20 protein-coding genes are annotated in these 26,573 nt (G+C 50.4%); all 20 read left to right on the plus strand.

The genetic code is table 11. The features are described 5' to 3' along the window. Positions 1-142: 142 nt before the first annotated feature. The 20 genes from cobD to DX130_RS06285 all read left to right on the plus strand — a co-directional run bounded on the left by cobD (position 143) and on the right by DX130_RS06285 (position 26,495). Positions 143-1,252 carry a threonine-phosphate decarboxylase CobD gene (gene cobD, locus DX130_RS26845; RefSeq protein WP_116043662.1) on the plus strand — a complete coding sequence of 370 codons (1,110 nt, stop codon included), beginning with the start codon at positions 143-145 and terminating at the stop codon, positions 1,250-1,252. Further along, the gene (locus DX130_RS26850; RefSeq protein ID WP_116043663.1) at positions 1,242-2,900 is read left to right on the plus strand and encodes a cobyric acid synthase; all 1,659 of its coding nucleotides are present in this window, start codon (positions 1,242-1,244) and stop codon (positions 2,898-2,900) included. Before cobD ends, DX130_RS26850 begins: the two co-directional genes overlap by 11 nt. Next, positions 2,897-3,610: an adenosylcobinamide amidohydrolase gene (locus tag DX130_RS06200; RefSeq protein WP_116043665.1), complete on the plus strand. Its 714-nt coding sequence runs from the start codon at positions 2,897-2,899 to the stop codon at positions 3,608-3,610. Before DX130_RS26850 ends, DX130_RS06200 begins: the two co-directional genes overlap by 4 nt. A 252-nt stretch (positions 3,611-3,862) precedes the next feature. Then, positions 3,863-5,644, plus strand: coding sequence for a copper amine oxidase N-terminal domain-containing protein (locus DX130_RS06205; protein ID WP_116043666.1), 1,782 nt, complete (start codon positions 3,863-3,865; stop codon positions 5,642-5,644). A gap of 146 nt (positions 5,645-5,790) precedes the next feature. Next, positions 5,791-6,633 carry a hypothetical protein gene (locus tag DX130_RS06210; RefSeq protein ID WP_116043668.1) on the plus strand — a complete coding sequence of 281 codons (843 nt, stop codon included), beginning with the start codon at positions 5,791-5,793 and terminating at the stop codon, positions 6,631-6,633. A 43-nt stretch (positions 6,634-6,676) separates the two neighbouring features. Then, positions 6,677-9,181, plus strand: a complete 2,505-nt coding sequence (gene hrpB, locus DX130_RS06215; RefSeq protein WP_116043669.1) for an ATP-dependent helicase HrpB — start codon at positions 6,677-6,679, stop codon at positions 9,179-9,181. An 18-nt stretch (positions 9,182-9,199) separates the two neighbouring features. Continuing rightward, positions 9,200-9,499, plus strand: a complete 300-nt coding sequence (locus tag DX130_RS06220; RefSeq protein ID WP_240644323.1) for a DUF1294 domain-containing protein — start codon at positions 9,200-9,202, stop codon at positions 9,497-9,499. A gap of 76 nt (positions 9,500-9,575) precedes the next feature. Beyond that, complete coding sequence (locus DX130_RS06225; protein WP_116043671.1) at positions 9,576-11,693, plus strand: HelD family protein; 2,118 nt, start codon at positions 9,576-9,578, stop codon at positions 11,691-11,693. A 356-nt stretch (positions 11,694-12,049) separates the two neighbouring features. Further along, complete coding sequence (locus tag DX130_RS06230) at positions 12,050-14,452, plus strand: histidine kinase (RefSeq protein WP_116043672.1); 2,403 nt, start codon at positions 12,050-12,052, stop codon at positions 14,450-14,452. 135 nt (positions 14,453-14,587) lie between these two features. After that, complete coding sequence (locus tag DX130_RS06235) at positions 14,588-15,034, plus strand: hypothetical protein (protein ID WP_116043674.1); 447 nt, start codon at positions 14,588-14,590, stop codon at positions 15,032-15,034. 144 nt (positions 15,035-15,178) lie between these two features. Beyond that, the gene (locus tag DX130_RS06240; protein WP_116043675.1) at positions 15,179-16,306 is read left to right on the plus strand and encodes a response regulator; all 1,128 of its coding nucleotides are present in this window, start codon (positions 15,179-15,181) and stop codon (positions 16,304-16,306) included. Between the two features lie 186 nt (positions 16,307-16,492). Beyond that, a complete protein-coding gene (locus DX130_RS06245; RefSeq protein WP_116043677.1) occupies positions 16,493-18,091 on the plus strand; it encodes a spore germination protein in 1,599 nt (532 codons plus the stop codon). A gap of 22 nt (positions 18,092-18,113) precedes the next feature. Then, positions 18,114-19,214 carry a GerAB/ArcD/ProY family transporter gene (locus tag DX130_RS06250; protein WP_116043678.1) on the plus strand — a complete coding sequence of 367 codons (1,101 nt, stop codon included), beginning with the start codon at positions 18,114-18,116 and terminating at the stop codon, positions 19,212-19,214. An 8-nt stretch (positions 19,215-19,222) separates the two neighbouring features. Continuing rightward, entirely contained in the window at positions 19,223-20,371 is a 1,149-nt protein-coding gene (locus DX130_RS06255) for a Ger(x)C family spore germination protein (RefSeq protein ID WP_165861176.1), read from the plus strand. A gap of 339 nt (positions 20,372-20,710) precedes the next feature. Further along, positions 20,711-20,896 (plus strand): sporulation histidine kinase inhibitor Sda, encoded by a 186-nt coding sequence (sda, locus tag DX130_RS06260; protein WP_116043681.1) that lies wholly within the window; start codon positions 20,711-20,713, stop codon positions 20,894-20,896. Continuing rightward, the gene (locus tag DX130_RS06265) at positions 20,883-21,308 is read left to right on the plus strand and encodes a chemotaxis protein CheW (protein WP_116043683.1); all 426 of its coding nucleotides are present in this window, start codon (positions 20,883-20,885) and stop codon (positions 21,306-21,308) included. The genes sda and DX130_RS06265 overlap by 14 nt, the downstream gene beginning before the upstream one ends. 78 nt (positions 21,309-21,386) lie before the next feature. Beyond that, positions 21,387-22,988 (plus strand): methyl-accepting chemotaxis protein, encoded by a 1,602-nt coding sequence (locus tag DX130_RS06270; RefSeq protein WP_116043684.1) that lies wholly within the window; start codon positions 21,387-21,389, stop codon positions 22,986-22,988. 73 nt (positions 22,989-23,061) lie between these two features. After that, positions 23,062-24,213, plus strand: coding sequence for a DUF3900 domain-containing protein (locus tag DX130_RS06275; protein ID WP_240644324.1), 1,152 nt, complete (start codon positions 23,062-23,064; stop codon positions 24,211-24,213). Positions 24,214-24,337: 124 nt separating this feature from the next. Next, positions 24,338-25,654: a hemolysin family protein gene (locus DX130_RS06280; protein WP_116043686.1), complete on the plus strand. Its 1,317-nt coding sequence runs from the start codon at positions 24,338-24,340 to the stop codon at positions 25,652-25,654. 52 nt (positions 25,655-25,706) lie between these two features. Continuing rightward, positions 25,707-26,495, plus strand: coding sequence for an undecaprenyl-diphosphate phosphatase (locus DX130_RS06285; protein ID WP_116043687.1), 789 nt, complete (start codon positions 25,707-25,709; stop codon positions 26,493-26,495). Positions 26,496-26,573 lie beyond the last annotated feature (78 nt).

Below are 26,573 nucleotides of genomic sequence, written 5' to 3' on the forward strand. Positions count from 1 at the left end.
GTACGTCAAGCAAACGGAACGAAGCAGGGGGCGGAAAGGCGGTGAAAGGTGCCACTGAACGGGTTTTCAGACACGCCCTAGACGATTATGGGATTGGTATTGAAATGATAGAGGTTGTCACCCCATTGAAGGAGAGAGAGCTATGCTTGAACGATATGGACACGGCGGGGATCTGAGAACGGCGGAGGAATGCTTCGGACTGCCTTCTTCCTCGTTCCTTGATTTCAGCTCCAATATGAATCCGCTCGGCCCGCCGGATGCGGTCCGCGAGACTTTGGCTCGATATGCGGTCTATATCGACCGCTACCCGGATCCTGTCTCCAGAAAGTTAAGCGCCATGTTGTCGGAGCGGCACGGCGTGGAAGAGAGTGCGATTCTGATCGGCAACGGAGCGGCAGAATTGATCGATCTTGTCGTTAGGGGACTGCGGCCGCGAACTGCGGCAGTGGCTGTCCCTTGTTTCTCGGAATATGGCGACGCCATCCGGAAGACTGAAGCTGCTCTGTATGAAGGAAGGCTCCATGAAGCGGATCATTACCGATTGGAGAAGCGCTGGGTGGAGAAAGCCCTTGAGCAGACGGATGCGAACTTGTATATGCTGGGTTCTCCCAACAATCCGACAGGAGCGCTCGTAGAACCCGATCTGGTGAAAGATCTGCTGGCACATGGTGCAGCCGTTGTGGTGGATGAGGCTTTTATGGACTTCGTGCCCGAAGAAGAGAGCTACAGTCTGGCTCATGAGGCTTCGCAGACGCACAATTTGTTTGTCATACGCTCCATGACGAAGTTTTATTCTATTCCCGGCATTAGACTCGGCTATATGCTCGGTCATCCGGAGAAGATTGCCGAGCTAAGAAGGCTGCAAGTGCCATGGAGTGTCAATTCGCTTGCCCAATCCATTGGCGAGGCAGTACTGGCTGATGAAGCATTCGTCCAAAACTCCATGCGATGGCTTCAGGAGGAGAGACCTTGGCTGATGGATCAGCTTGAAGCGCTTGGGTTCCATGTGTATTCTAGCAAGACAAATTATTTGCTGCTTCGCTTGCCCAATGATTGTAGTCTGACTTCAACTGAGCTTCAGGGGATGTTGGGGTTAAAGGGTGTACTGATCCGCGACGGATCACGATTTCCGGGGCTTGACGAGCGGCATATTCGAATAGCTGTGAAGCTTCGTGAGCAAAATGAGAGATTGATTGCTGCACTAAAAGCTTGCATTTGGGAGCAGGGAGGCATAACTGGCGATGGGATATAGAAGTAGTATAGACCATGGTTCGATAACTGATCATAACACGACTATTGGTCAAACGCTGATGGTCCAGGGAACGGCATCCGATGTCGGCAAAAGTCTGATCACAGCGGCCTTATGCCGCATTTTTACACAGGATGGCTACCGGACGGCACCGTTCAAATCGCAAAATATGTCCCTAAACTCTTATGTAACTTGGGATGGCAAGGAAATAGGGCGCGCACAGGGGATGCAAGCCGATGCATGCGGAATAGCGGCGACTACGGATATGAATCCGATTCTGCTGAAGCCTACCGGCGAGATGTCCTCGCAAGTGGTTGTGCATGGCAAGCCGCTCAGAGATTACGAGGCAAAGGAATATCGCGAGAGCTATCTTCCCATAGCCGGCGGCATTGCGAGAGAGTCGCTGCGCATCTTGCGGGAGTCGTACGATATCGTCGTTCTGGAGGGAGCGGGCAGCCCGGCGGAAATTAACTTGAAAGACCGAGATATCGTCAACATGAATATGGCAGTATGGGCCGATGCCCCTGTTGTGCTGGTGGCGGATATCGATCGGGGCGGCGTGTTTGCGTCTATCGTCGGTACGCTGGAATTGCTGGAGCCGCATGAGCGAGACAGAGTGTGTGGATTTGTCATTAACAAATTCCGTGGTGATGTCGCGTTGTTGCAGCCTGGGCTGGACTGGTTGGAGGAGAGGACGGGCAAGCCCGTGCTCGGCGTTCTGCCATTTTTGCCTGGACTGGAGCTGGAGGATGAGGACTCGTTATCGTTAAGCGGAGCTAAAGCTTCGGAGCGTAGCCGCAGGGCTGGTCTTGTCACGCAAGCAGGACCTCTGACGAATATGCAGGATGTGGCGGAAAAGCTGGATATTATCGTTATCAAGTTTCCTCGTATATCTAACTTTACCGATATGGATCCGCTATTCGCGGAACCGGATGTCGACGTTCGGTTTGTCGAACAGGCACATGAATGGGGATCGCCTGATCTTATCTTATTGCCCGGGAGCAAAAACACGATTGTCGATCTGGCTTGGTTGCGAGAACAAGGGCTTGCGGATTTGGTCATAGGTCATATAGTTAGCGGAGGCAGAGCCGCTGCCATATGCGGAGGATATGAAATGCTGGGCGAGTGTCTTCTCGATCCGTTCGGCGTGGAGTCATCCCAGCCGGAATCACAGGGATTAGGGCTTTTCCCGTTCAATATCGAATTTCAGTCAGTCAAAACAACCATACGTGTTGAAGGAACGGTACGACTTGGCGGAAACAGCGGGAGCTGCCCGGTCGATGGTTATGAGATTCATATGGGTCAGATGGTTCCGCTCAGTCCTGATTTGCAGAGACCGTTTCTCATCAGAGAAAAGCGCTTTGTACAAACGGCTAATAGCGAAGACAAGTTCCAGCCAGAAGGAGTATGCACGCAAGACGGCAAGGTTTGGGGCACGTTCATTCACGGTATTCTTCATAATGACAGCTTTCGGAGAACATGGCTGAATGAAGCAAGAGTGGATAAGGGATGGGTCCCACTGGCAGAAGGTGTCCGATTCCGCGAGCGGCGAGAGGCGGCATTCGACCGACTGGCGGATGCGGCGAGGGCGCATCTGGATTTGGCGCGCATCTATGCGATTGCGGGTCTGAAGGGGGATCAGCGGGGATGACACAGCCCTTCCGAATCAACCCCCGTTATACATCGCGTTATTGGGAGGGACTCGAGCTGTGCTTGAGGGATGACCGGATTGAATTCCGTCTTCCGCAAGTATGTCATGCGCTGAGCAGTGCGATATGGCCGGGTGGATTCTCTAAAGCTGACGGACTGGTCAATTGGAAGGTACCGCTCGATTATCGCTGTGACGATCCGGTTGCTGACCTGAAACGGAGATGCGAGGAGTGGGGATTTCAACCGACGTCTACGGTAGGTTTTCTGACTGCTGCCAAGCTGACTCATGCTTCTGTAACGGAGATCCACGGAGACTGCTTCCGGCTGCTGTGCTGCACGACGGCAGGGACTCGAAATGCAGCCCGGGCCGGGATGAAGCGGGAGACGTATTCCGCTTATATGCCGGGGACGATCAACACGATTTTATTGCTGGATGCCAGGATGACCGAATCTGCTATGGTGAACGCGATTATTACGGCAACAGAAGCGAAGACAGCCGCTCTGCAGCAACTGAATATACGAGAAACGGCCAATGGAGAGTCTGCTACGGGGACAACGACTGATGCAATCGCCATTGCCGTCAGCCAATCCGCTTGTTGGGGGAAGAGCGAACATGCCTATGCAGGGGTGGCCACGACGATCGGCTGCGCAATCGGGGAAGCGGTCTATGACACCGTGCTGGAGGCAGCGTCTACTCAGCATGAGGTCTAAAGCGGCTGCAATTAGGCAAGGCTGATAAAATAATTGAACGAGCGATTGGTAGATTGCAAGAGCAGGCTGGCAGGTATGAAAACAGTCGGTTCAAGTGTTGAGACGACTGTAGGGTGCTTACTGCATCTATTTCAGCTGAAGCAGGCAATTATGTTGCAACTTTTCCAATTGTTGAGCGTCTATAGGTATGGGCTTAAGTCAGTTAAGCTGGCAAGCTACCCTATTTTACTAGATTGAGGAGTTGTGACTTGAATGCTGCAACCTAGATGGAGCAAAAGAAAAAAAGTGGCTGCATTAATTCTCTCCGCCATGTTAATGACCGCACCAATCAGCCATGCGGCTGCGGGAGAGACGCCGATTACATCTGGAACGACTTACGTTGTGTTCTATCTGGACAACAAAGAAGCTTTCCTCAATGGACAGCAAGTGACGCTGGATTCGCCGGCAGTTGCGCGCAAAGGCAGAACCTATGTGCCAGCGAAGTTTCTCGGAGACGCCTTTGGCATGAAGGTCGAATGGCAGGAGCAGACTCGTACGGTGCTGATGGTTACACCGACGCACGAAATTTTGCTCGATACAGTGAACAAGCAAGCTTGGGTGAATGGGCTGGCCTATCCCTTTGACGATGTGGCCATGCTGCTGAACGGCAGGCTGATGATTAAGCTGACCTGGCTATCGGATTATATGGGGGCTACCTATACATACAATCAAGAGCTTCGCCGCGTTGACGTTATCCATGTCAATAAGCCGCAAGGCAATTACAATCCCGATCTCAATAATTCCGCACCAATAGCCAAGTTCACGACAGGCAAGCAGACTTACCGGATCGGCGAGCCAATCAAGTATATCAATCTCAGTTATGATCCCGACGCGGAAGCGGTAAAGCTGGAGTGGACAGGCAAGGAGGACGTATTCTTCAAGGCTGGAACGTATCCCGTCACGCTAGTCGGAACCGACAAGATGGGGCATAAGAGCAAGCCGTTCACGCGCAATATAGTAGTTACAGATGAGGTATATTTGAATGAAGCGGAATACCCGATCTATACGAAGCCGGCAGGCAGCTATATCACGACAAGCTGGAGTACTTTGTACAACAACTACTTTAATCTGCCGGATATTCCGAAAAAGGTGACGGAGGACAAGTCGCGTACGCTGCTCATGAGCGACAGTCCGGAAACCTTCCGAGAGCTCGGCATCTTGTATCAGGACAATATTAATGGCAAAGGCAGATTGTATGCCGACCATTTGAATGGGACCGACAAAACGGTGAGCTTTGCCATTATGGCGACGAACAAGTCGGATAAGCCGGTGACGATTCGGACGACGAACAAAGGTGAAGTGTATCCGTCTATCTACGCCCATCTGATTGGTAGTGAAGCTATGGTCGATTATTTGATGGACGACACCGAGGAACAGACGATGACTATTCCGGCAGGAACTACATTCGTTTATAAGCAGTTCCCGGACTTCTACCCTGGATCGGGTGTCAATCTGATGTATGATGTGGAAACGGACGGCGAGGTTCAATTTACATTTGCAGCAGCGGATAAAGTGTCGAACGCGATTCTGGATATGCCGAAGCTGGCATTCAATGGCCATATTCGGGGCACATTCCAAATTGCGGGCTTTGATTGGGGCCTCGACCTGACTGAGAAGAACTTTAAGAAGCCGATGAAGCTAGTCATTGGCGACGGGAAGACGGATCCGTTCCAGAATGGCTATGATCCACAGCGGGGGACAGAAGCAATACTTAACGGCAATTACGGAACAGTCTATAAGATTCACTCCGACAAACCGCGGAAGATGGCCATTATGATTCTCGCAAAAGGCGGGCCATTCAAAGGTCCGTTCAAAATAAACGGCGAGATGGTCAAAGTACCGGCCTCAGGGGTGTTGACCGCCTTCGACGGCATGATTATTTTGCATAAAACGACAGGCAAGGAAGAGAGTCTGGACATTGAATTCAGCCCTCCTGCCGGATCGGCATTTCCGATCAACCTGATCTTCTATCCGTTGGATGATCGGGCTCAATAAGCGGTTACAGGCATCGTTGCTCTTGTCATGAGCAACGATGTTTGTTTTTGTGATGGGATTTGCCCCTATAAAGTAGACAAACGGCCTATGAAAGCGGTAAAATATAATGCTTAATACAATCGGACATGGGGAGTGGAAGACTGGACATGAATACGAATTCCGACACGGGCCAAAGGAAAGCCGAAGGGCTCAGCAGAAAGCAAATTACGATCGTTTTCGCAATCATCACAGGTATTTTGCTCTTCGCCGGCGTTCTCTTCATGATTCTGTACAACTCGCTCAGCAATAGGTCGCCAGGAGTCGATGCGCCGCTGGAAGCGATTACCCAATACCGTTACGATTACGCGGAAGCCGCGAACGGTATGAAGCTCCATGCGCTCGTGACGAAACCTGCATTCGTCACGCTTGAAGTCGTCCGTGAAAATGTGACACTGACAGATAAAGTCGGCATTAATGGCGGTTTCTTCTACGGCGAGACCTTGATCAGTATGGGAATCGTTAATGGACGCTCCATCAATGGCGCAAGCAACGAATATGGGAGCGGCGGGGAGAATATGAAGTATGCGAGAGGAACGCTCGTCTGGGATGGTGCGATTGACTCGCTCTCCGTGCAGATTCTATCGACGGCCTCCGAGGTTAAGGTCAGGGATCATACGCGATTCTGGGCACAGGGCGGCATCAGTATGAGTCTGGGTGATGAAGCCGGCTGGGAGAAACAGACAGCGGTAGAAAACGCACCGTTTCCGGATGAGCTGCGGCTTCGCTCGGCCGCTGTCTACGATGATGCCGGCATGCTCTATCTGATCGTGAGCGAGACGAGCGGCACGCTTCGGGACTTCAGGGCAGCTATTATGGAATCGATCGGTGCTGGTCGACTTGTCGAGGGTATCTTCCTGGACGGAGACGGCTCGTCTCAATTGCTAAGCAAAGAGATCAAGCTTGCTGGCGACAATCGGCCTGTACTGCAGATGCTTCGGATCACAAAGTAGATTCATATTGGCAACAGCTTGAAGGTTTGGAGGATACGGGACGATGATACGATTGCCCATTGAAGAGGTGTTGCCCGAATTGCTGCTCGCGCTGGAGAGCGGGAACAGCGCGGTGCTTGTAGCGGAGCCCGGCGCGGGCAAGACGACGAGGGTGCCGCTGGCTCTGCTTAAGCAACCATGGCTTGGCGGCAAAAAAATAATTATGCTGGAGCCGCGGAGGTTGGCTGCTCGTTCGGCAGCCCAATATATGGCCCGGATGCTGGGAGAGAAGGTTGGGGAGACGGTCGGCTATCGCGTTCGTCTGGATTCCAAGGTCGGACCGGGGACATTAATCGAGGTGGTCACGGAAGGCGTTCTAACGAGAATGTTGCAGGAAGATCCGTCGCTGGAACATGTAGGCGCCGTATTGTTCGATGAATTCCATGAACGCCATCTCCATAGCGATCTGGGTCTTGCTTTGTGCTTGCAGGCACAGTCGGTGCTGCGGGAAGAGCTTCGTCTGCTCATCATGTCGGCGACACTGGAAGCCGAGCCGGTAGCCGCTCTGCTGGGGGACGCTGTCGTGATCCGCAGCAAGGGACGAAGCTATCCCGTAACAACACGGTACGCGCCAATGAGATCAACTGCTCCGCTGGAGCAAGCGGTTGGACAAGTGGTAAGGCAAGCGATGCTGGAAGAAGAGGGTGACGCCCTTGTCTTTCTTCCGGGAGCGGCAGAGATTCGCAGAACCGCCAATTGGCTGCGTGGAGGGGGGCTGCCTCCCGGTGTTCGTCTGGCTGAGCTTCATGGCAGCCTGGCGTTGGAGCAACAGACAGCGGCGATTGCCGGATGCGCTCCGCATGAACGCAAAATCGTACTTGCGACCTCAATCGCAGAGTCCAGCCTCACCGTAGAAGGCGTCAGAATAGTTGTGGATAGCGGATTATCAAGAGTATCCAGATTCTCGCCGCGAACGGGGCTTAGCCGACTCGAAACGGTGGCCGTGTCCCAGCAATCGGCCGATCAGCGAAGAGGCCGTGCCGGTCGTGTCGCACCGGGCTATTGTTACCGTCTGTGGACGGAGCTAGAGCATCATCATCTGCCGCTCCAGACCAGGCCAGAGATGCTGGATGCGGATCTGTCTGCACTCGCACTTGAACTTGCCGTATGGGGAGTGACAGATCCGGCAGAGCTGCAATGGCTTACTCCGCCGCCTCAAGCTGCGTATGAAGGTGCAGTGGTCCTTCTGCAAAGCTTGAACGCCCTGGATGGACAAGGCAAGCCTACGCTTGCCGGTAGTGAAATCGCCAGGCTGGGCATGCACCCTCGGCTGGGAGCTATGCTGCTTGCGGCGGAAGAGGGTTCGGAGACGCTGGAGAAGGCTTGCGAGCTGGCAGCCTTGCTAAGCGAGCGTGACTTGCTGGGCGCTGAACGTAATGTAGATATAGCTCTGCGTCTAGCCGCTCTGCGAAATACAAGCGGCAACGATCCAACGGTACATCGGCTGATGACGCAGGCCATGCAATGGAAACGTAGGATGGAAGATTTGCGCAAGACTAATGCAACCTATTCAAATCAGTCTAAACAATCAGTGACGCAGTCGGATGGTTCGCTGCTCGCGAACGCCTACCCAGATCGCATCGCTCAGCGCAGGGCGGATGGACGATACATTATGGCTAATGGCAGGGGTGCCGTTCTTCCGGAGCTTCAGCCACTCTCGCGGTCTCCGTATCTCGTCATATGCGAGCTTGATGATGGGGGTACGGAGGGGCGAATTCGTCTCGCTGCGGAAATGGGTCTATCCCAAATCGAGACCAGCTTGTCCCTGCATCTGAAGAAAGAAGAAGCGGTAGAATGGGATGCCGGAACCCAGACCGTTCGTGCTAGACGGCGGGTGAGACTGGGGGCGATTATCCTCAGTGAAGTTCCGCTTGAAGGGCCAGACCCTGAGGCTGTAGCGGATACGCTGCTGCAAGGTATTCGTTTCCAGGGAATCTCTGCATTGCCTATGGGTAAACATGCTCTTAGTCTACTCGGCCGTATGCGGCTGATGAGCTTGAGTGGAGATGCGCAGTGGCCTGATGTGTCGGAAGAAGCTTTGCTCGATACGCTGGAGATTTGGTTGAAACCTCATGTGTACGGCATGAAGAGTATTGCTGATTTAAACAAGCTGTCTCTGACGCAACTGATAGGCGACCGGATGAGCTGGAGCCAGGCGCGCGAGCTGGACGAGCAAGTACCGACACATATTGTGGTGCCTAGCGGCTCGCGTATTCCGGTCGATTACAGCGATCCGGGCTCCCCGGTGCTGGCTGTGCGGCTGCAGGAGCTGTTCGGATGGAAGGATACGCCAAGACTGGTGAAGGGCAGATTGCCCTTGACGCTTCATTTGCTGTCTCCCTCTCAACGTCCCGTTCAAGTTACCAAGGACTTGGCGAGTTTTTGGGAGCATGCGTATTTTGATGTCAAGAAAGACTTAAAGGGACGTTATCCCAAGCATTATTGGCCGGATAACCCTTACGAGGCGGTCGCTACCAACCGGACGAAACCTAGACCGTCCCTATCATAAACGGCAGGAAGGAGTGCAGTGGCTTTGACCTGGTTATCTATCATGTACGGTTATTGGATTTTGCTTAGCCTGTACGGTTTTGTGTTGATGGGAATGGACAAACGACGAGCGCGCCGGAAGGCCAGGCGCATTCCTGAACGTCGCTTGTTTTTTGTAGCGGCTGTTGGCGGAGCGGCAGGCACTTGGTGCGGAATGAAGCTATGGCGCCATAAGACAAAACATCATTCGTTTACAGTTGGCATTCCTTACTTGGTAGCCGTTCATATTATTGTACTGCTATTGGTGACAGGTGTCTGGGTATGGGGAGCCGCCGCATAAACGGGAGACTGCCATTCATTTATTCAAGCTGGGCTCTTCGGGGGCTCGGCTATTTATGGTTAGGAGGGAAAGAGACATGTCAGAGGAAAAGACAGTACAGCAGTTGGAGCAAGAGCGGCTTGAGGCTGCTTTAGAGGATATAGAGGGACAAATACGGGGCATTGGACCGCGATATACGGGACAAGATTTCACGGAGCAGATGCTCGATCAGCAGCGCGAGGAACGAAAGCGGCGTCTGGAGATTGCCAGGCGTGAACCTTATTTTGGCCGCATGGACTTTCAGGAATTGTCCAATTCCATCAATAGGCAGACGGTGGTGGATGAGATTCAGGCGCTTTATATTGGAAAAGCAGGCGTAGCCAAAAACGGCGGCAACGAGCTGCTGGTTATCGACTGGCGCGCCCCGGCAGCCAGCATGTTCTATTCCTTCACAGGCGGAGACGAGCCCGCTGCTTATGAGTCGCCGGATGGTGAAGTGACGGGTTATGTGCACTTGAAGCGAAACTTTATGATTCGCAGCGGGGAGATCGCCCGTTTGGTGGATAGCTATGTCCGTGGCCAGGAGGAAGGTGCGATGTCGGATGAATTTCTGTTGTTCCGACTGGGCGAGAATAAGGACAACAAGCTTCGTGATATCGTCTCGACCATACAAGGAGAGCAGGATCGCATCATTCGGGCAGAACGTGGCAAAGCCTTGTTTATTCAAGGGGTTGCAGGTAGTGGCAAGACGACCGTTGCGCTCCATCGGCTGGCGTTTCTGCTTTATCAATATGAAGGAAGAATTCGGGCGGAGCGGATGATGATCTTCGCGCCGAACCGAATGTTCCTCGATTATATTTCCGGTGTCCTGCCGGAGCTAGGCGTTGGGGACATCGGACAAACCACATTCAGCGATTGGGCTGTTGAGCTGCTTGATCATGGCATTAAGCTGGCCGATCCGTCGGAGACGATGGCCTATTGGTTCGAGGAGCCGCGCACCATGGAAGAGCTGGAGCATGCTTCAGGCCGCTGGAAGGGAAGCTTGCTCTTCAAGGAAGCCATTGACGAGCGGCTAGCTTCGCTGCAGGCAAGCATTGTACCGACTACGGAGTTCAGTCCGCTGGACGGCTTTCTGCTGACGCCGGAGATGATGCGGGAGTGGTACGATACGGATTATGGCGAAGAGACGATAATGGTCAAGCGGGACCGCCTTGCGAGCCGAATCAAGCGATGGCTGGAGTCGGAGCTCAAGCATCGCGGCGTGGCCGACAAGAAGAAACGGTCGACAGCGCTTGCCAAGGTGAACGCTTATGTGAAGCGTATTCCGTCCTTCACTGCCGTGCAGCTCTATGCTTCGTTGTTCAAAGGTAAAAACGCTTTGCCCAATGTGCCGAAATCGATCGCAAAATCGACAGCAGAGCGGCTTGGAGCCGGCGTTGCTGCGGCCGAGGATCTGGCGCCGCTGGCTTACATTCAGCTCAGACTGTATGGACTCAAGACCCCGTTTTTCGATCACATCGTCATTGACGAAGCGCAGGATTATTCACCTTTTCAATTGGAAGCGCTAAGGCTATGCCAGCAATCAACCTCCATGACGATACTTGGCGACCTTCAGCAGGGTATCCACGGCTATGCGGGCATTCCAAGCTGGAACGAGCTGATGAGCTTATTCTCCGAGGAGCATACCGGGTTCTTCGAGCTGAATCGAAGCTACCGCTCCACGATGGAAATTATCGATTTCGCCAACATCATTCTAAGCGGCATGACCGGCGGAGTGAAGCCGGCTGTACCCGTTTTTCGGAGCGGTGATCCCGTCGAGACAAAGGCTGTTGCAGATCAGCAATGGCTGCCGGAGCTGTATGCGACTGTGTTGGAGTGGAGAGACAAGGGGGAATACGATACGATATCCATTATTGGCAGGACGGCGCGAGAGTGTGAGGACATTCACCGATATTTCGCAGCTCAGGGCTTGGAGGCTTCTCTTGTGCAGAGCAAGCAGCCTACGTATGGAGGAGGCTTGACCGTCGTGCCGGTCTATCTGTCGAAAGGTCTGGAGTTCGACGCCGTACTAATTGCCGATGCTGGCAGCGCCAATTACAGTAAGATGGACGCGAAGCTGCTTTATGTGGGTTGTACAAGAGCGCTTCATAAGCTGAAGCTGCTGTACCGCGGGCAGAAATCATCGTTAATTGCTGATAGGCTGTCGCACAGTTAGCGGAGGATAAAGGATCTGTATGCCGATGTTAGGATAGGCCTATGCTTGGGGGCGATGTCCGTTGCGATTGGTTCCGCGTACGGATATGCCTCCAGAGCTAAGGGCCCAATGCTCATTATTCATGAACAAGTGAAGTGATAACTGCAGCGAAATCATATACACCATGACCCAGTTACGTCACGACTCTGTTTCTACTGACCCGTTATCTCTAGCCGAAAACCATCATTTTCGGCGTTTTTGCGATAATACCTTTTTAGAAGGACACTGTTTTTGCTCATTCGCGCGTCCCTTTCCGTTTCAGTATAATAAAGGAAATATGTCGAGATTGTCAGCCGAGAGTGAGAGATTCCTAGAGAATGGTAGTTCAACAGAAACGATCGATTGCTTGCAGCACTTATTGTTTGGTGATCTTGTTCGCCGTTGTGTTATTGGTCGCAGCTTCTGCTATGAAGGGCAGATTGAAGGAGTCTTCGCCTGTTCCGGTCGAAGGCGTATTGCAGTTGGGGGATTGGAACTTGCAGGAGGATGGCAGAGTATCGCTATCGGGAGAATGGACGTTCTACTGGAATAGGCTCTTGACCAGTGATGATTTCCTTACTGATGAATCGAAACCAGGTGCTGGATCGATCGTGCGTGTGCCGCAAGCATGGAGCCAATCCAAACTTGACGGGCTGAAACCCGGACGTAAAGGGTATGCAACGTACAGGCTGCAGATCCAACTGCAGACTGCCTCCGATGTGCTGGCTTTGAAAATACCGGTACTGCCAACTGCCTATGAGGTGATGGCTAACGGCAAGACTATTGCTGAGGCTGGCAATGTATCTGTTCGAGAAGAAAATGCGGTTGCCGCCTATCATCCCCAAACCGTCTTCTTCAAGCCACAATCGACTATGCTGGATCTGATCGTTCATATATCCAACTATACGGAGCGGGATGGAGGCATGGTGGAGGGGTTCGAGCTGGGCAGCTCGGACAATATGCGGATGCTTCGAGAGCAGGAATTAGCTGGAACGATGTTTTTTTTGGGTTCCGCGATAATGATATCCCTTTACTACTTTTATACATGGATCGTGTATGGATTCGTACCGGCAGCGTTGTATTACAGTCTCCTCTGTATGCTGGCTGCGGTCAGAATGCTGGTTATCGATCATATGTTTATTTTGCAGCTTGTTCCTGGTTTGTCTGTAGGCTGGCTCACGTTTTTGGATTCTCTATCTCTCTATGGCGGAATTGCCATTGCGATTCTCTTTATTCATCAGCTTTTTCCTAACGAATTTAATCGGTCCATAATGAAGGCTCTGACGTGGGTGGGGATGCTGTTTAATCTAACCTTAGTTGCGGGAGCGCTTCATCTCAATCCGGCGATTCGAATGGCGTTTTACGTGTATATTGGTGCGGCAGGCAGTTATATGCTGTTTATGCTCATGCATGCCATCCGAAGCGGCAGAGAGGGTGCAATGGCCAGGCTGACAGGATTGTTGATTTGTGTAATGGCGCTCACGCATGATTATTTGCTTAACTATCAGATGAACATTTTGTTCAACAAACCGATCATGTATTATGTTATTTTTTTATTAATTTTTATGGAAATGATCGATTTTTCAAAACGTTTTTTGAAACCGCGCTTGCCGCGGCGCATCCGGTCGCCAGACGAGCCCTCTAGTGCGAGAGAAACAGTCACCGAAGAAACGGCTGCCAAACCGAACAAAGAAGCGATGGAGCTTGCGGCAACGAAGAGCGAACAAGGGAGCAGCTCGGCGCTGCACATTCTCGCAGTGGACGAAGATAGTTGCTGGCTGAGGCTGATCCACGATACGCTGACGGATGAACGGTACAAGGTTGCATCAGTCATGAACGGAGCGGAAGCTCTTGCACACATTGACCATTCTCGCCGTTTGGATATCGTGCTTCTGAATGGCTCAGTATCGGGCATGTCCGGCATCGAGCTTGTGCGGCGTATTCGATCCCGCTATAGCCACGTTGAACTTCCGATTGTGATGATGAGCTTTAAAGAGGGTATGATGGACATTCGCGAAGGTTTTCAGGCCGGTGTCAACGATTTTTTGTTGAAACCGTTCCATGCTCAAGAGCTGCAGGCCCGCATCGATATGTATCTGGAAATGAAGCAGCTTGCGGAGTCGGCAGCTACTTCGGAGATCGCTATGCTGCAGGCGGAAATAAAACCCCATTTCCTGTACAATACGCTGAACACGGCACTATCGTTGACACTGGAGGAGCCCCAGAAGGCGCATGATTTGCTTCTGAAGCTTAGCTATTACTTAAGGAACAGCATCCAGATGAAGCATACGAGCAAGTTCATCGGGTTGAGTGAAGAGATCGAGCTGGTGAAATCGTATCTGTTCATCGAAAAGGCCAGGTTCGGTCATCGTCTGCACATCGAATACGATATCGATGATTCATTGGATATTACCGTACCTCCATTAATCATACAGCCCATTATGGAGAATGCGGTCAAACACGGTGTGACTCAAAAAATGGAAGGGGGAAAAGTTAAGCTGACGGCAAGAGCCGATAACGGATATCTGATCATTATCGTAGAGGATAACGGAGCGGGCATGGCTATCGAACGGGTGGAGACGTTGCTGCATTCGGACAATAAGAGTGGCGGGATGGCTCTGATAAATATACATCAAAGACTGCTGCTTATTTATGGGCAAGGCTTGTCCATATGGAGCGAGCTGGGGCAAGGGACGAAGGTAGAAATTCGCATTCCGGAGCCGGGTATGGATTGGACTTGAGGGGGGTATTGCAAGCTCTGTTTTCAGTTTTCTTTCAGTCAATGACCTTATAATGAAAATAGTGCTGTCGAACTATGGCGAACATCGTCAAAATGGGCAGTAGAGCGCATGCAATACGTTTAAAGGGGTAATCAGATGCAGCAACGTAGAGCAAGATTATCGGATCATGTCCCGAAAATAGCGGTTGGCACAGAAGATGAAGGAAGCTTCAAAATTGCACGATTCATGCTTTTGCTGGCTGGCCTTGTCGTAGACCAACTTAGATTCAATCGCCCAATCGATAATGGCAGTCAGATTGTCATGCCTCCTTTCGGCAAGACGTTGACGGATGAGCTGGGAGAGTGTATTCTCCATTTAATTCGCGAAGCAAGAACGCAAGGCGTGGAGCTTCCGCTGGTCGTTACGATGCTGAAGTCCGGCAAAAGACAGCCGATAACCGTCAGAGATGCATATGAGCCTGGATACTATTGGGTAGATATAAGCGACATGTCATCCTTAAAGCCGCTTATGTACTCTATATTTGTGAAAACGTATGTCCATTCGGGCGAAGCAAGCAGCCTTAGGACGGACCTGTGGCGATAATGACGAGGAGCTCGCTGCTTAGGCAAGGGCCAGAGAGGAGTGCTAAGCGCTGAATCGCATCGTGAGAGCATTCCGGGATGCTCGGCACGTCTACTAGATCGTTTATTCGGATTGGATGCGGCAGGGGGTTGTTGAGGTGAGAATATGAAGATCAGGGTAGGAATTGTAGATGACGAAGCTCCAGCCTTAAAGCGCATTTGCAAAGTGCTCTCCGGTTATGAGAACGTTTCGATTGAAGGGATGCATACTGATCCGGGGAAGCTGCTTGCGGAAGCGGAAGCCGGAAAGTTCGATCTGGTGCTGCTTGATATGGAGATGGCCGTCATGCACGGATTGGAGCTTGGCCGGCGAATTTACGCCATTCGACCAAAGGTGCAGATCGTATACATAACCGCCTTTCAGCAATACGCCCATCAAGCCTTCGATGTCGAAGCGCTGGATTATATTATGAAGCCGGTCACCACAGAAAGCATGGGGAGGGCCTTGAACCGGTTTGTAGCAAGGCAATCGCTTGCTATGCCGACCAGAACGATGAAAGCGGTTATTAAATGTTTTGGCTGGTTCAGAGTCGAGACGGAAAATGGAACCCTTGTCAAATTTCGAAACTCGAAATCCAGGGAGCTGCTGGCGCTTCTCTTTATTAATCGCGGCTCTCCAGTCAGCAAAAGCAAAATTATAGAAGCCCTATGGTCTGGAAAAGATGTTGAACGAGCGCAGGTTAATCTGCACTCGACCGTTTATCAGCTTCGCAAGGATTTGGAGACGCATGGATTATTTGACATCGTAGAGCAAGACAAAGGCGAAGGCGGCAGCTATCGACTCAAGCATCCGCCTCTTCTTGATGAATGGACCCAATTTGCCGATCTATGCTCATCATACAGAGCTGAACAACATATTCGATACGCGCGTGATGCCGTACAACTGTACCACGAGGGATTCCTGAAGGAGCATGACTGGGAATGGGCAGTTGCCGCGAAGCTGAAGGCGGAAGCTGAATGTCACGCCATGCTGGAAGCCGTCATCCGCTACGAGCTTGGCTGCGGGCATTACGCTGATGCGCTGCCGTATCTGTATCAGATGGTTGCTTCTAATCCGTATCACGAAGACTATCAGGCCCGAATTATTGCAGCTCATCTGCTGGAGCACGATCCTCTGGCGGCTGAAGCGCATTATGATAAAATATCCCGCTTATTCCAGGAAGATTTAGGCGATCCGCCTTCTTTTACACTTCGGCAAGTAGCTGTTAACCCGGAAAAATATATGTATACATAACGTGAGAGAGCTGTCCTGAAAGTATAGGGCAGTTCTTTTTTATTTAGGCTATGGTATCCATGCAACATAATGAACTCTCCCCATTGGGTGAAGAATGGAAATTCGCAAGCGGGTTATGCTAACACAGTGAATTATCGTTTATTTGTCAATAAGTCCATAACCTGCTGAACTAAGGGGGGCAGTCTCATGACTACTAGGTTTAAGCGGCTGCTAAAAAAGGCTGGCCATACCAAGGATGAAATCTTTCTTCAGGATGAAGGGTTGCCGGACCAAAAGTTGAATACGTCACTGCAACAAAACGTCTCGCTTTTAAAGGGGGTTTTTCAAAACTGTTCCGACGTCATCTTTCGTTCTCTCCCTGTTGATGGGGAGATTAAGCTGATGATCATCTATGTTAACGGCTTGATTGACGCAAATGGACTTGAAGAGATGCTCCTAAAACCCCTTATTATGGCAGGATATAATGCCCAGGTGGACAAATCTAGCTACTTTAAAGAGATTATTTCTAAGCAGGCCATCGCGATTCGAGATACGAAGTTGGTAGACCATACATCTAGAGTTGTAGAGGGTATTTTACACGGACAAATTGCGCTGCTCGCTGAAGGCGAATCAGAGGCTCTGCTCGGCAATATGTGCCAGTTTGAGAAACGGCCGATCGGGGAACCCGGGACGGAATCCGTCGTTCGAGGACCAAGAGAGGGATTCACGGAATCAATCACCACTAATATTGCTCTGATACGGCGCAGAATGCGCAGTCCGAAGTTGAAATTTGAACCGACCACCATAGGCAAGATGTCTCAAACCCAGCTATCCGTCGCGTACATAGAGGGTATTGTCAAACCTGAAATCTTAGAGGAAGTGCGCAAGAGACTGAAAAGCATTAATACCGATGCCATTCTGGATTCCGGGTATATTGAGGAATTTATCGAAGATTCTCCGCATTCACCCTTTCCATCGATCCAGAATACGGAACGGCCAGATGTTGTTCTATCGAGCTTGTTGGAAGGCAGAATCGCCATTATGGTCGACGGCACACCATTTGTACTCATCGTTCCTATGACACTCTGGTCGGCCATTCATGCAGCGGAGGATTACTATGAGCATTTTATCTATACCAGTGCGATTCGACTATTGCGTTTTTTACTTCTAAGCGTATCGTTTTTGCTTCCATCGATTTATGTAGCGACCACAACGTTTCACCCTCAACTCATTCCGGAATCGCTATTGTTGACCATTGCAGCCGCTCGAGAAAATGTTCCGTTTCCGACGGTTGTCGAGACGCTTTTAATGGAGGTTATTTTTGAAGCGCTCCGGGAAGCGGGCATTCGACTGCCCAAGCCAGTAGGTTCTGCAGTAAGCATGGTGGGCGGGCTAGTTCTTGGAGAATCTGCTGTACGTGCAGGTGTTGTGTCTGCTCCAACTGTCATAGTGGTAGCTTTTACTGGAATTGCTTCATTTTCTTTGCCTCGATACAATTTAGGGCTTGCTTTTCGGCTGCTGCGTTTCCCGCTCTTGCTTCTTGCTGGTAGCTTGGGTATTTACGGTGTTGGTTTTGGAGTAATCGCGCTCCTTATCCATTTAGTGAATCTTCGTTCGTTTGGGATTCCTTTCCTGGCACCTGTTGCACCCAACCTCTCAGGGACGATGAAGGATATCTTCATTCGAATGCCGCGTTGGAAGATGAATGAACGCCCTGCTTTTTTAGTTAGCGAAAATCAGACGCGTACTCCAAAGGGACAAGAGCCATATAAAAGCCAAGGGGCAGATAATGAAGATGTGAGGTAAGTTGCACTAAGGGGGATTGGAGATGCGGATTTCAGGCAGACAGTTGTTTTGGCTTGTATTCAGTATTGAAATTGTGTTGACGATGCTGTATTCGGTACCTGCTGCGGTAAAAGAGGCAAGTCAAGACGCTTGGATTTCCATGATAGTTGCCGGAATCATTGGACTTGGCTTTGTGCTGCTGGCTGTAAAGTTGAGCATGCGGTATCCACAGCAAACATTTGTGCAGTACAGCCAGACCATCCTGGGGAAATGGGCGGGCAGAATCATTATTGTCCCTTACTTTATCATGTGGATGTATTTGAACAGCATGGCCCTTCGCAATTCGGCTGATTTTGTCTATTTGACTTTGTTTACGAAAACACCGCTGTACGTCATTATGATTACGTTGATGATCCTGGTCGTCTATGTTGTTTTTACAGGAGGTCTGGTTGGCATCGCTCGATGCGGGGAGCTGATGGGACCGATTATTTTGGTTGTCATCATAGGTACCTGTTTGCTAAGTCTGAACCATCTGGATTGGCATCGCTTGACGCCAGTTTTTGCAGATAGCGGCTGGACGGGCATTATGAGAGGGACCATTCCTGCATTAGCCTTTTATGGCGATATCATTATATTTACGATGATTTATGCCTTTATGTCTAAGCCCAAACAGGCGCTCTCCAGAACGATGTGGGGAATGACGCTATCCGCCGTGTTTGTATTCATTGCAACCTTGATGGTCATTATGACATTCGGGCCCATTTTGCCAGGACGGATGTGGGCACCTTTTTTTGGGATGACGCGATTTATTTCCGTACTTGGCTTTATTCAGAATGTCGATATTCTGGTCGTGGTCATTTGGCTTTTTTCAGCTTTTATCAAATTGTCTCTCTTTCTGTTTGTAACCGTATATGGCACGGCTCAATGGCTTAACATTAAAAACTGGCGGAGATTAATTTGGGTGCTCGTACCGTTAATTCTCGTACTGGCTCTCCTGCCGCAAAACGCAACAGCACCCGTAAAAGAATATGTGGAGCAATTTTGGATACCGTATGTCATTCCGATCAATGTCATAGGCATTCCGCTGTTGCTAATGTTAATCTCCATCATTCGCAGCAAGATCATGCCCGCAAAGAGGAGTTGATTGGAAAGGTGAAGAGGCTGTGGTTGATCCTTATACTCCTTTTATTTCTTACTACTGGATGCTGGGATCGCAGGGAGCTGAACGATCAGGCACTTATTTTTGCGTGGGGGATGGACTTGAATGAGGATGGCAGCTATCATGCTACAGCGCAATTCGCTAATCCGCATAGTTTGGGGAGTAGTGAAGAGAGCACTGGAAAAGCTTCATTTTCGGTTTCAGGGGACGGGAATAGCGTGTATGAGGCGGCTAAGGATCTGCAGGCGAAAGTGTCTCGGGCTTGGTTCGCCGGCCACCGCCGAGTGATCCTGATCGGAGAAAAACTGGCAAAGGATGGACTTGCAAATATATTGGATGAGTACAGCCGCAATCCCATCGTTCGCCTTCGCACAGATATTCTTATTGTAAAGGGAAGTTCTGTTGAAGATATTCTTGAGGTGTCCTATCCTTTGGAACAATTGCCTGCCAATGCTTTCTTCAGAATTCATGAGGCTGCAGATATGAACCCTGATCTGACTTTGCTTCATTTTATTATGGCTAATGCAAGCGATGAGAACTGCCCGATCTTGCCGGTTGTCACCGTACACGCCAATCCGGATGTGGGATTGCAACTATGGGGGACAGCGATTTTCAATAAAGATACCAAGTTGGTTGACTATTTGCCGCTGAAAAAAGGCAATCTTGCGCAATGGATTAAAGGACAGCTTGGTTCTACGATTGGAACCGTCAAAATCCCATCGGAAGAGGGGGACATTGTGGTAGAAATCAATCATTTATCGGCCAACATTCAAACATTAATTGTGGAGAAGAACATCCAAGTACATGTCACTCTTGGAGGTAAAGGGATTCTAAGGGAGAGCAATACGCATCTTGATTTATCTCATTCCAGGAACGTAGTAATGGTTCAGGAGTATCTCAATGAGCAGACAGCAACAGAGGTGAAACGTGTCGTTAAGGAGATACAAAAGCTTGGCACCGATATACTAGGAGTTGGTCAATCCATACACCGTCAGCATCCCTACCAATGGAAAGGGCTGAAAGAGGAGTGGTCCCAGCATTTTCAACAGGCCAAAATTGAAATAGAAGTTAAAATTGATTTGGAAGAAACCGGGATGACAGGTCCGTCCCTGATACAAAAGAAGAGCGAGGTTAATTCCTGAAAACTGGAAAATATGAACGCAATAGACAGGAAGAAAGTGACGGTGCCAGGAATCATACCCTGAGCATCGTTTTTTTGTTTTAGTAATTTTTTTTTTGGATCAAAAGAACTATCTGTCATAGGTTTAAATGTGCTGTAGGACAGCTCCGATTGCCAAGTCGTATGAGCGTCACTGCTACAAGAAAAGGATGCTTTTGTGCGTAAAAGCGTTGTCTCTGGGAAGTGTTCCAGCATGTATAACGTCATTGCCGATTTCAGCGATCTTTCAGTCACTATCCCTATAATGAAAACAGAAATGTCGAATTATGGCGAAGATTTCTAAAAAACTAGGAAGAGAGACATGGTTATGGATTCGCGATACACCATTCACCAGACGAAGCTGCCGGATGACGAATTGATTCAATGTTATTGCGAGGCGGTAAGGTACGGCTGCGACCCTTACTTTATCCGCATATTGGCGGATTCTATTACGGATCGCGGGCTGGCCATGCCTTTGGAAGGAGAATGTGATCATGGCGGGATATGAGGAAGCGAAGCATATCCAGATTGGCATCGCCGATCGGAGATTTGCTATCCCGATAGCGGAAGTCGTTGAGGTTATCCGGATGCAGCCATTGACCGATATCCCTTCGGCCGATTCAGCCGTCATGGGCGTCTTGCAGGTACGAGACGACATTATAGCTGTCCTTAGTCTCAGGCATTTGATGTTCTTGCCGGAGTGTGAGCCTTCCAAGGCAACTAGAATCGTCTTGCTTAAAGGCAGGACGGAGACGATAGGACTTTGCGTGGATTGTGTATACAACGTGGTCGTTTTTACAGATATTCAGAAGGGATCGAAGCTGGAGGGAGAATGGTGTGAAACTCTGTTCAGAGGAATCGGTATCCATGATTCTGAGCTGGTGCCTATTCTGAAGACTGCCGAAAGACTGTATTCCTGACAAATGACAACCTGAGGTGGGAGCAATTAATCGAACGAGAGTGTGTGCCCTTACAAACATAACGGTGGAGGAATCAATATGAAATGGTATAAGAACCGCAAGATTGGTACAAAAATTACTTCAGTATTCATTCTATTAGCGCTTTTGCTTACAGGAGTAGGCGCATATGGATTAATTAATTTGAACGAATTAAATGTCAGTCAAAAAAACATGTACGCGAATAATTTGATTCCGATTAATGAGGCCCAGGAAGCGATGAGTGCGTTCACTCATTTGAGGGTATACATACGGGATTTGTACATGTCGGACAGTAAAGCCGAAGCGGACGCAGTGACGACGACGATTCATGAGACCAAAACCACTCTGATACAGCATATGGAACGATACCGCTCAACCGACTTAAGTGCTGAAGCACGCGAGACAATTGCACCATTCGACGCGACTTGGGAGAGTTATGTATCCCTGTACAACCGGGCTTTGGACTATTATGCGGATGGCAAGCTGGAGCAGGTGCGAGGGCTGATCGACGGCGATCTTAAGACACAGGGAGAGGCGCTTCGCATGCTATTGAACAACAATGTAGACGTGAACGTAGCGGCAGCCGAACAGGCGAACGAGCGAGGCCATGCCTTGTACAAATCCGCTCTTGGCATTACAGTGCCAGTCATTGCAGGAGCCTTTATCTTCTGCATGCTGATCGGATGGCTGCTCGCCAATCTGATCTCTAAGCCGCTCAAAAGTCTGGTGGAGCTGGCCAATAAAGTCGCAAGCGGTGACTTGACGGACAAGTCTAATCTAGCAACCAAAGATGAGACTGGCGTGCTTGCAGGTGCGTTTAATACGATGATCGACAAGTTGAAGGCTACGGTTGGCGGCATCGTGGAGTCATCGCATAGCGTTGCTTCCGCTGCGGAGCAGATCTCGGCAAGTACAGAAGAAATCGCCGGTAGCAGCTCGGAACAAGCAGGTGCAGCACAGACGATACATGCGCTCTTCGAGGAGTTGTCCACTGCCATACAAGCTGTAGCGAGCAGCTCGGAGCAAGCCGCAGAGCTGTCTGACAACGCTATTGTTATTGCGAGGGAAGGTGAGCAGATCATCAAATCCTCTATGGCGAGCATGGAGAGCATGCGTGAGCAAGTGTCGAAGCTGGAGCAGGACTCTACCCAAGTAGGAAGCATTATTGAAGTGATTGAAGATATTGCGGATCAGACGAATTTGCTGGCATTGAATGCGGCGATTGAAGCGGCTAGAGCAGGCGAACAAGGCAGAGGATTTGCGGTTGTTGCAGACGAAGTGAGGAAGCTTGCGGAACGGAGCGGCGAGGCGACGAAGGAAATTACAAAAATTATTACGGGCATGCAGCAAAATACGAATCGAAGCGCAAGTGCGGTTGAGACATGCGCGGAGCTGTCGGCTCAATCGAGCAGCGCCTTTGAACGGATAGCTGGAATTGTCAACCAAACAGGCCATCTGATTTCGGAGATTGCGGCAGCGAGCGAGGAACAGGCTGCACAATCGGAGGGCGTGCTGCGCTCGGTAGAAAATATTACGTCGAGCACCGAAGAGAGCGCTGCGGGCAGCCAGGAGACGGCGGCAATCGCACAGTCGCTCATGCAGCTGTCCTCCGAGCTGCAGCAGTCGGTAGCCGCATTCAAGACCGAATCCACTTTGGGATAAACGTGTATCCTCTACGCATTCAGATGTGCTAATCTATAACAATGACACTGGCAATCGTGGAGGATGAATAGACGTGGATTTTCGAATGCATTATTTATCGTTTTTCGTTATTCATACAGATGGAGAGCAATCGGCGGCTTCGTCGAGCAAGAGGTTCAAGCATTATCAGACGATGGATGGCGATGATTACGAACATAGTGAGCTTAAGAAGTTTCTGGATGATGAGTTCGTCAGAATTGTGAAACGGAAAGTGGAGCGTAATCCCAATACGGCAAATGCACCAACAAAAATCGGTCGATTCATGGTCGAGCCTGGATATGAGCTGGGAAGCAATCAGAACTATAATCTGTTCCAAAGATTAAGAGACGCCGATACGAAGGACCGCTTCCTCGGCATAGCCGATGAGCTGGTTCGCATCTATATGGATACGAGCGCTGTGCGAGGCGGGGCATTCATTATTGCGCTGTCAACGCTCAATACGTATTTCAATGAACCGTTTCTTTTCCTGCTGAAATGCGACTTTGAGCCAAAGATCGCCCGCATATCGGATGAGCGGAGCCTGATCTCCCAGGTCGATATGGCGATTAGCGCCCGCAGCATCAAGTCGATCCAGTACCCTCATATGCATGAAGAAGGCGCGCTAGAGCATTGGGAGCTCAAAATCCATCAGGCTTCCCATGCCCGTTACTTTGAGGACTTCTTGAAATATGTTACCTATGAGAAGCCGCTTCCGGAGGTTATCGGAGAGCAGGTTGTGGAGATGGTGCATCAATACATTGCCGACAAGTGGCAGGAAGAGACTAGTACGGAGCGCAGTGAAGAAGTAAACGCGGTAGAGGTATGGGCAGCCAGTGAAAAACGCGACCTGCAGGAGTGGTGGACGCAGGAGCAGGTGGAGCATGCTTCCGCTGCACTGGTTGAACAGAAGCCGGAATTGCCCTTTACCTTCAAGCTGGGCGGGGTTACGGTAAAAGGACTGCTGTCGGACTTCGGCGATAGCATTCACTTCGCTAAGCATAATGGGAAGTATGTCGTCGTCATCGAAGGCGATGGATTCCAGTTTGAGAAGGGAATGTCACCGGTGGAGCTGCTGCAGCCGCGTGACCTGTCGGACGTGCTCCCGATTATCGGGACGAGCCGGCCGTCACATGAGGATACCGCCGATACGGATAGCGGCGGCATCCGGGGCAACGGCGGGCAAGCAGACGATTCTCCGCCTTGGTAAAAGGAGTCCATAAGGGTTGACTCAGCCATGGAGTATGAGCGTTTCCAATACGGGCAAGGCTGTATAAGTGGAGTAGCCGGAAGGCTGCCCCAAGTATGAATGCCACCTTGAAGGGAGACGCTCCATGGCTATTAATCTTATTCTTTTTGCGCTGCTGCTTCTGTTCACCGCTTTTTTTGTTGCCACAGAATTTGCGATTATACGCATGAGAACAAGTCGAGTACAGCAAATGGTAGACGAGGGCATCAAAAATGCCAAGGCGATTCAGCAAGTAACCTCCCATCTGGATGGATACTTGTCTGCTTGCCAACTCGGCATTACCATTACGGCGCTCGGTCTTGGCTGGCTTGGAGAACCGACGATTGAGAAGCTGGTCCACCCTTTGTTCGAATGGGCGGGCATTCAGGGGCAGCTTGCGTCGGTTCTTTCCTTTGTCATCGCTTTTATGCTTGTGACCTATTTGCATGTAGTGCTGGGGGAGCTTGCACCGAAGACGGTCGCTATAATAAGATCAGAGAAGGTGAGCCAGTTCACGGCCCCCGCTATCATTCTGTTCTATAAAGCGATGTACCCATTCATCTGGCTGTTGAACGGCTCTGCGAATAAGCTCGTAAGACTGCTGGGCTTCCAACCCGCAAGCGAACACGATGCTCATTCCGAGGAAGAGATTCGGATGATTTTGTCGGATAGCTATGAAAGCGGGAAGATCAACAAAAACGAATACGGTTATGTGAATCGTATATTCGATTTTGATGAGAGGCTTGCACGAGAAATCATGGTGCCGCGCACCGACATGGTATGTCTGTACATCGAGAACAGCAAAGATGAAAATATCGATATTATCAAAAAGGAGCAATATACGAGATTCCCCGTCGCCAAAGGGGACAAGGACAATATTATCGGCATTCTCAATACTAAAAACTTATTTCTGCATGACTTCAAAGACAGTGAGGCATCGGTGTTGAAAAAGCTGCTTCAACCGCCGCTCTCCGTGCCGGATGCGATTCCAATCAATCAATTGCTGCGCATGATGCAGCTGGAGCGGGTTCATCTGGCTATCCTTCTCGACGAATATGGCGGAACGTCCGGATTAATAACGATTGAGGATATGATCGAGGAGATCGTGGGAGAAATTCGCGACGAATTCGACGAGGACGAGGAGCAGGAGATCGTAAGGTTGGAGCAAGAGCATTATTTGGTAGACGGAAAAGCGCTCCTCAGTGAAGTGAATGAAGCGGCGGGACTGCAATTGCCCAGCAACGAGGCGGATACGATAGGCGGCTGGCTATACATGCAGCAGCCTGATCTGCCGGAAGGCGGGCGCTGGAGCTACGGCAACGCGATCTTCGTCATTAAGGAACGGGACGAGCATCGCATTCGAAAGATTGAAATTTTTACCGATTCGGCCGAAAGTGAAATGAGTCAGTATGGACATGCATAGGCTTTAGGAGAGGCCGAACTGCCGTGGTTAATGATTGGGGAGAGTGAGCAAGATGGAAGAAATTATTAAAGCGATTATTTTGGGCATAGTGGAAGGATTAACGGAATTCCTGCCCGTATCATCGACCGGACACTTGATTTTGGCGGGAGAGCTGCTCAATTTCACAGGCGATCGAGCGAAAACATTCGAGGTTGTCATCCAGTTCGGGGCGGTACTCGCAGTGTTGGTCTTGTACAGGCAGCGATTCGCAAAGCTGCTTAATTTCAATCTGAAAAAAGGCAGCGGCTTGAACGCGATGCATGTTGCGCTGGCTATGCTGCCGGCTTGTGTGCTTGCTGTTGTGCTGCATGGTGTAATCAAGCAATATTTGTTCGGACCGCAGACCGTATTGATTGGCCTTGTTGCAGGAGGCATTCTTATGATTGTCGCGGATCGATCAAAGCGTCAGATCGTCTCGGAAGAGCTTGATCAGATTACGTACAAACAAGCATTCATCATTGGCTGCTTCCAGATCCTGTCGCTATGGCCAGGCTTCTCAAGATCCGGATCGACCATTTCGGGAGGGATACTGGCGGGTACCAGCCAGAAAGCGGCAGCCGAATTTACGTTTATCGTCTCCGTTCCGATTATGGCGGGCGCCAGCACAGTTGATCTGATCGGAAGCCGGGAGTTTCTGACGATGGCGGATTTGCCCTTGTTCCTGATCGGTTTAATCGCTGCTTTTGTCGTGGGCATGATAGCGGTCGTCACCTTCATCAACATGATGAAGAAGCTGCGTCTAAGCTACTTTGCGTATTACCGGTTTGCGCTGGCGGCATTATTTTATTTTATCATTCTGTAGATAACCCTCGATTTATTAGCGAAAGGACCTCCTTCTCCACCTGAAAGTGGAGAAGGAGGTCCTTTTTTTGTAGATCAA

The sequence above is a fragment of the Paenibacillus paeoniae genome, from assembly GCF_003388735.1.
Lineage (GTDB): Bacteria > Bacillota > Bacilli > Paenibacillales > Paenibacillaceae > Pristimantibacillus > Pristimantibacillus paeoniae.

Bases quoted from the DNA above. Each gene is read 5' to 3' on its own strand.
- sda (WP_116043681.1), top strand. From the start codon at position 20,711: ATGGTTATGGATTCGCGATACACCATTCACCAGACGAAGCTGCCGGAT.
- DX130_RS06265 (WP_116043683.1), top strand. From the start codon at position 20,883: ATGGCGGGATATGAGGAAGCGAAGCATATCCAGATTGGCATCGCCGAT.
- cobD (WP_116043662.1), top strand. From the start codon at position 143: ATGCTTGAACGATATGGACACGGCGGGGATCTGAGAACGGCGGAGGAA.
- DX130_RS06270 (WP_116043684.1), top strand. From the start codon at position 21,387: ATGAAATGGTATAAGAACCGCAAGATTGGTACAAAAATTACTTCAGTA.
- DX130_RS26850 (WP_116043663.1), top strand. From the start codon at position 1,242: ATGGGATATAGAAGTAGTATAGACCATGGTTCGATAACTGATCATAAC.
- DX130_RS06285 (WP_116043687.1), top strand. From the start codon at position 25,707: ATGGAAGAAATTATTAAAGCGATTATTTTGGGCATAGTGGAAGGATTA.
- DX130_RS06240 (WP_116043675.1), top strand. From the start codon at position 15,179: ATGAAGATCAGGGTAGGAATTGTAGATGACGAAGCTCCAGCCTTAAAG.
- DX130_RS06230 (WP_116043672.1), top strand. From the start codon at position 12,050: ATGGTAGTTCAACAGAAACGATCGATTGCTTGCAGCACTTATTGTTTG.
- DX130_RS06200 (WP_116043665.1), top strand. From the start codon at position 2,897: ATGACACAGCCCTTCCGAATCAACCCCCGTTATACATCGCGTTATTGG.
- DX130_RS06280 (WP_116043686.1), top strand. From the start codon at position 24,338: ATGGCTATTAATCTTATTCTTTTTGCGCTGCTGCTTCTGTTCACCGCT.
- DX130_RS06205 (WP_116043666.1), top strand. From the start codon at position 3,863: ATGCTGCAACCTAGATGGAGCAAAAGAAAAAAAGTGGCTGCATTAATT.
- DX130_RS06250 (WP_116043678.1), top strand. From the start codon at position 18,114: ATGCGGATTTCAGGCAGACAGTTGTTTTGGCTTGTATTCAGTATTGAA.
- DX130_RS06210 (WP_116043668.1), top strand. From the start codon at position 5,791: ATGAATACGAATTCCGACACGGGCCAAAGGAAAGCCGAAGGGCTCAGC.
- DX130_RS06235 (WP_116043674.1), top strand. From the start codon at position 14,588: ATGCAGCAACGTAGAGCAAGATTATCGGATCATGTCCCGAAAATAGCG.
- hrpB (WP_116043669.1), top strand. From the start codon at position 6,677: ATGATACGATTGCCCATTGAAGAGGTGTTGCCCGAATTGCTGCTCGCG.
- DX130_RS06225 (WP_116043671.1), top strand. From the start codon at position 9,576: ATGTCAGAGGAAAAGACAGTACAGCAGTTGGAGCAAGAGCGGCTTGAG.
- DX130_RS06245 (WP_116043677.1), top strand. From the start codon at position 16,493: ATGACTACTAGGTTTAAGCGGCTGCTAAAAAAGGCTGGCCATACCAAG.